This is a genomic window from Mesorhizobium sp. M7A.F.Ca.US.014.04.1.1 (assembly GCF_003998745.1).
Classification (GTDB): Bacteria; Pseudomonadota; Alphaproteobacteria; order Rhizobiales; family Rhizobiaceae; genus Mesorhizobium; species Mesorhizobium ciceri.
The window spans coordinates 1-5,795 of sequence record NZ_RZRW01000375.1 but is presented as its reverse complement, the minus strand read 5'-3'; the positions used below and the strand labels follow the sequence as shown (position 1 = coordinate 5,795).

The window sequence follows — 5,795 nt, the reverse complement described above, 5'->3', positions numbered from 1 at the left end:
GTTGTGGTTCCAGGCAACTGGTTGAGCACGCCTTTGCCGGCGCCGTCCGAGGTCGCCGGCACGCGGTCCAGGATATCGATCGGCTTTTCGCCGTAGCGGGCGACGATCGACAGGGTCAAGGAGGTGGCGAAGAAGGCAGCCGCCAGGATCGCCGTCGCACGCGTCAGCGCATTGGCCGCACCACGCGCGGTCATGAAGCCGGACCCGCCACCGATGCCGAGGCCACCGCCTTCGGAACGCTGCAGCAGCACCACGCCGACAAGGGCGAGCACGACCATGAGATGGATGACGATCAGTACGGTTTCCATAGTTTATCCTGGCAAGGCCTTGCCCGGCCGCGGACACGACCGGTGAATTGGAGGCGGCTCAATACAATGCTTTGACGGCATTTCCAAGCCCGTGGCCGGAATATGGGAAGCAACCCGTCCTTTGCAACGATTTCGTGCACCGGAAGCCCTGTCCGGCAGGGAAAATGTCTTCAAGCAATATTGCGATAGGCCTCGGCGATGCCGAGAAAGTCCGCCGCTTTCAGGCTGGCGCCGCCAACCAGCGCGCCGTCGACATTCCTGACGCCGAGCAGTTCGACCGCGTTGGAGGGCTTGACCGAGCCGCCATAGAGAATGCGCACCTTCGCCGCGACGCCGCCGAGCTTTTCCGATAGCTTTTCGCGGATATGTGCGTGTGCCGCAGCGACGTCGGCCGCTGTCGGCGTCAGGCCGGTGCCGATCGCCCATACCGGCTCATAGGCAATGATGGTGTTGGACGGGGTGGCGCTTGGCGGGACTGAGCCCTCGACCTGCCGCGACAGCACGTCCAGCGTGGCGCCCGCTTCACGCTGCTCATGCGTTTCGCCGACGCAAATGATGGCAACAAGCCCGGCACGCCACGCGGCGGATGCCTTGGCCTGGACAGTGGCGTCATCCTCGCCGCGTTGCTCGCGGCATTCGGAATGGCCGACGATGACATGGCTCGCACCGGCATCCCTGAGCATTTCCGCCGAGATGCAGCCGGTGTAGGCGCCGCTCTCCTTGGTGTGGCAATCTTCGCCGCCGGCATGCACCGGCGTGCGCGACAGGATCTCGGCGGCGTGGGCAAGCAGGGTTGCGGGAACGCAAACCAGCGCTTCGGTCTCCGCGTCAAGCCCACTCATGAAGCCGTTGCCGATCATCCTGAGCTCGTTGAGGGAGGCGCTGGTGCCGTTCATTTTCCAGTTGCCGGCGACGAGCGGGCGAATTCCTGGCGTCATGGGTTTGCTTCTCCGGATGATATCGGGGCTCTGGCCCTCACTACCAAAATCAGGCCACAAAGCAATCGACAGTGGGCCGGAAGGGCGCTATTGCGCTTGTTTCAGACTCGGCGCATGCGAAAATGCGCATAAATCGGAAGTAAAAATGCTTGGTATATTGAGAAGCGCGGCAGGCACCTGGGTCGCGAAGGGGCTGTTGGTGCTGCTGGTGCTCAGCTTTTTGGTCTGGGGCGTTTCCGGACGGCTGATGGGCGGTTTGGCCGGCCATGATTCGGTGATAACCGCTGGCGGCACCAAAGTGTCGATCAACGAATACCGTCTCGCCTATGATCGCCAGCTCGCCGTCATGTCGCAGCAGTTCGGCCAACGTCTCAGCCACGAACAGGCAAAGGCGCTCGGTGTCGATAACCAGGTGCTGGCGCAGCTCGTCTCGGGTGCCGTTCTCGATGAACAGGCCCGCAAGCTGGGCCTCGGACTTTCCAAAGACCGGCTGGCCGAGCTGACACGCGAAGACCCGGCCTTCAAAGGCCCGGGCGGCCAGTTCGATCGCAGAACGTTCGAATATATGCTGCAGCAGATTGGCATGCGACCCGAGGACTATTTGAAGAACCGTGCTCAGGTGGCGGTGCGCCAGCAGATTGTCGAGGCGGTCTCGGACGGCCTCAAGGCTCCGGACACTTTCTTCAAGGCAGTTGCGCTCTATCGCGGCGAAGACCGCACCATCGACTATTTGACGCTGCCCAAGGCACTCGTCGAGCCGATCGTGGCGCCATCCGATAGCGTGCTTTCGGCCTATTTCGAAGCCAACAAGAAGACATATGCGGCACCCGAATACCGCAAATTCTCCTATGTCCGCCTCGAGCCGGTCGACATCATGGATCCGACCGCCGTCACCGACCAACAGGTCAGCGACGATTACAACAAGAACAAGGCGCGTTACACCACGCCGGAATTGCGTACCATCGAGCAGCTCGTGTTCAAGACGCCGGATGCGGCCAAGGCCGCGTTCGATTCGCTCAAGGCAGGCGCCACTTTCGACAAGCTGGTCACGGCGGAAGGCAAGACCCCAGCCGACACGTTGCTCGGCACGCTTGCCAAGGACAAGATCGCCGACAAGGCGGTCGCCGACGCCGCCTTCGCGCTTAACGCCAATGAAGTCAGCCAGGTCGTGCAGGGCGCCTTCGGTCCGGTGCTGCTGCGTGTCACCGAGATCAAGCCCGAGGTGGTGAAGCCGCTGGCCGAGGTGTCCGACCAGATCCGCAAGGATCTGGCGCTGGGCGAGGCAAGCCGCATCCTTCTGGACGTGCGCGACAATTACGATGACACCCGCGCCGCCGGCAGTTCGCTGGCCGACGCTGCGGCCAAGCTGAAGCTGAAGGTCGTCACCATCGACGCCATCGATCGCAGTGGACTGCGGCCAGATGCAAGCATCGTCAAGGACCTGCCGCAATCGCCGGAGCTGATCAAAGCGGTCTTCGACGCCGAACCCAACACGGAAAACGATGCCTTGACCACAGCCGACAACGGCTTCGTCTTCTATGAGGTGGCGTCCATCACGCCGGCTCGCGACCGCACGCTGGATGAGGTTCGTCAGAAAGTCGTGGCCGACTGGACGGCGGCGGAAACAAGCAAGCGGCTCGCCGCCAAGGCTGACGAGCTGGAAAAGCGGCTCAAGGCCGGCGCAACGCTCGATGTCATTGCCAGCGAACTGAAGCTGGAAAAGCAGACCAAGCGCGGTGTGAAGCGCGAGGCTGACGACGTCGATTTCGGCAAGGAAGGTGCCGCAGCGATGTTCGGAGTCGGCGAAGGCGGTACCGGCCTGATCCCCTCGCCTACCGGCGACGGAGAGATCCTGTACAAGGTCGCCGAAGTGTTCGAGCCCGCCGGGGCCGATGCCAGCTCGGTGCCGGATGACGCACAGAAATCCTTCACCTCCGGCATGTCGGACGACCTGCTCGACCAATTGGTGGCGCAGTTGCAGACGCAGTACGACGTTCGCGTCGACCAGGCCGCCGTCGCCCAAGCCTCGACAAGATGAGCGCGCTGAAAACCCATATCGCCAAGATCGCGACCGGTAGCGCGCTTTCCTTCGAGGAAGCGCGCGAGGCCTTCGACATCATCATGTCGGGTGATGCGACCCCCGGCCAGATCGGCGGTTTCCTGATGGCGCTGCGCGTGCGAGGCGAGACGGTGAGCGAGATTTCCGGCGCCGTCGCCACCATGCGGGCCAAGATGCTGCAAGTCGACGCGCCGGACGGCGCCATCGATATCGTCGGCACCGGCGGGGACAATTCCCACAGCGTCAATATTTCCACGGGATCGGCCTTTGTCATCGCCGGCAGTGGTGTGCCGGTTGCCAAGCACGGCAATCGTGGCCTGTCCTCGCTGACAGGAGCCGCCGACGTGCTGGTTGCGCTCGGCGTCAAGATCGACATCTCGCCCGAATTCATCGGCCGCTGCATCCACGAGGCTGGCATTGGTTTCATGTTCGCGCCCGCGCACCATCCAGCGATGAAACATGTCGGTCCGACCCGCGTCGAACTCGGCACCCGCACCATCTTCAACCTGCTCGGGCCGCTCTCCAATCCAGCTGGCGTCAAGCGGCAGCTGGTCGGTGTGTTCCTGCCGGAATGGATCCTGCCGGTTGCCGAGACGCTGAAGGCACTGGGTGCGGAGCATGCCTGGGTTGCTCATGGCGACGGCTATGACGAGATCACCACCACCGGCGAGACGCAGGTCGCCGAACTGATCGGCGGCGAGATCCGCAGCTTCACCCTGACGCCTGAAGCGGTCGGGTTGCCGCGCCACAGCAGGGACGAACTGCGTGGCGGCGATGCGGACTACAATGCCAAAGCCTTGCGCGATATGCTGGGCGGCGCTGCCGGCGCCTATCGCGACACCGTGCTGATGAATGCCGGCGCCGGCCTGGTGGTGGCGGGCAAGGCGACGACGCTTGCTGACGGCATCGCGCTCGCCGCGCAAGCCATCAACAGCGGCCGGGCCCTGCAAGTGCTCGACAGGCTGGTCGAGATTTCGAACGGGTAAAACGTGTCTGACATTCTTCGCAAGATCGAGGCCTACAAGCGCGACGAGATCGCGGCGGCAAAGGCACGTGTGCCGCTGGCCGAAATCAAGGCGCGAGCCAAGGACGCCGACGCACCGCGCGGCTTTCTTGCCGCACTCGAAGCAAAGCGCAAATCCGGCGCCTTTGCGCTGATCGCCGAGATCAAGAAGGCAAGCCCGTCCAAGGGGCTGATCCGCGCCGATTTCGATCCGCCGGCGCTGGCGCAGGCCTATGCCAAGGGTGGCGCTGCCTGTCTTTCGGTGCTGACCGACGCACCGTCCTTCCAGGGCGCGCCGGAATTTCTCACCCGGGCGCGAGCCGCCGTCGCGCTGCCGGCGCTGCGCAAGGATTTCCTGTTCGATCCCTATCAGGTCTACGAAGCCCGCGCCTGGGGCGCGGATGCCATCCTGATCATCATGGCCAGCGTCGACGACGCCCTGGCGAGCGAGCTTGAGGCAACGGCATTCGAACTCGGCATGGATGCGCTGATCGAGGTGCATGATGAGGCCGAGACGTTGCGCGCGCTAAAACTGTCGTCGCGGCTGATCGGTATCAACAACCGTAATCTGCGCACATTCGAGACCAGCCTCGACACTTCAGTGCGGCTGGCGAAGATGGTTCCGGCCGACCGCTTGCTGGTCAGCGAGAGCGGTATTTTCTCGCATGACGACTGCCTCAGGCTGCAAAAGAGCGACATCGGCACTTTTCTTGTCGGCGAGAGCCTGATGCGGCAACAGGACGTCACCACCGCGACGCGCTTGCTTCTGACAGGCAAGGCTTTGGCCGAGGCTATCTGACGATGGTATCAGGCCTGACCCATCTCGGCGCGCAGGGCGAGGCCAACATGGTCGATGTCGGCGACAAGGAAGAAACAACGCGCACGGCGATCGCCGAAGGCTTTGTCGCGATGCAGCCCGAGACGCTGAAGATGATCCTCGCCGGCAACGCCAAGAAGGGCGACGTGCTCGGCACCGCGCGCATCGCCGGCATCATGGCGGCGAAGAAGACGCATGATCTGATCCCGCTCTGCCATCCGCTGCTGCTGACCAAAGTTTCCGTCGACATCGAGCCCGACCATGCATTGCCGGGCCTGAAGGTCACCGCGCTGGCGCGCGTCACCGGCAAGACGGGCGTCGAGATGGAGGCGCTGACGGCCGCTTCGGTAGCCTGCCTGACCATCTACGACATGGCCAAAGCAGTAGACCGCGCCATGGTCATCACCGGCATCCGCCTGGTCGAAAAGACCGGCGGCAAGTCGGGTGACTACAAGGCGAGTTCCTGATGGCGCTGGTTCCTATCGCGGAGGCGCTTGAGCGCCTGCTCGATGGTGCGGCACCTCTAGCCGGCGAAAGCGTTCCTCTGTTCGAGGCGGTGGATCGGGTTCTGGCGGAACCGGTCGTGGCACTCCGTACCCAGCCACCTTTCAACGCTTCCGCCATGGATGGCTATGCCGCTCGAGCCGCCGACGTGGCGTCGGTACCATCC

The 5,795-nt window shown here is 63.5% G+C and carries 6 protein-coding genes and 1 pseudogene; 5 read left to right on the top strand and 2 right to left on the bottom strand.

Annotation, left to right across the window (positions count from 1 at the left end; all coding sequences use genetic code 11):
- Both secG and tpiA read right to left on the bottom strand, forming a co-directional pair.
- On the bottom strand, positions 1–308 hold a 308-nt coding region (secG, locus tag EOA22_RS22425), incomplete at its 3' end, for a preprotein translocase subunit SecG (RefSeq protein WP_127390222.1).
- A 170-nt stretch (positions 309–478) separates the two neighbouring features.
- Positions 479–1,246, bottom strand: coding sequence for a triose-phosphate isomerase (gene tpiA / locus EOA22_RS22420; RefSeq protein WP_013531736.1), 768 nt, complete (start codon positions 1,244–1,246; stop codon positions 479–481).
- 145 nt (positions 1,247–1,391) lie between these two features.
- On the opposite strand from tpiA, the gene EOA22_RS22415 reads away from it, so the two are divergent.
- The 5 genes and pseudogenes from EOA22_RS22415 to EOA22_RS22395 all read left to right on the top strand — a co-directional run.
- A complete protein-coding gene (locus tag EOA22_RS22415) occupies positions 1,392–3,284 on the top strand; it encodes a SurA N-terminal domain-containing protein (protein WP_063167979.1) in 1,893 nt (630 codons plus the stop codon).
- Entirely contained in the window at positions 3,281–4,291 is a 1,011-nt protein-coding gene (gene trpD / locus EOA22_RS22410) for an anthranilate phosphoribosyltransferase (protein ID WP_063167978.1), read from the top strand. Before EOA22_RS22415 ends, trpD begins: the two co-directional genes overlap by 4 nt.
- Before the next feature lie 3 nt (positions 4,292–4,294).
- Positions 4,295–5,107, top strand: a complete 813-nt coding sequence (trpC, locus tag EOA22_RS22405; RefSeq protein ID WP_063167977.1) for an indole-3-glycerol phosphate synthase TrpC — start codon at positions 4,295–4,297, stop codon at positions 5,105–5,107.
- Between the two features lie 2 nt (positions 5,108–5,109).
- The gene (gene moaC, locus EOA22_RS22400; protein WP_013531740.1) at positions 5,110–5,592 is read left to right on the top strand and encodes a cyclic pyranopterin monophosphate synthase MoaC; all 483 of its coding nucleotides are present in this window, start codon (positions 5,110–5,112) and stop codon (positions 5,590–5,592) included.
- A pseudogene (locus tag EOA22_RS22395) lies at positions 5,592–5,795 on the top strand (molybdopterin molybdenumtransferase MoeA); the annotation flags it as partial. The gene moaC and the pseudogene EOA22_RS22395, both read left to right, overlap by 1 nt.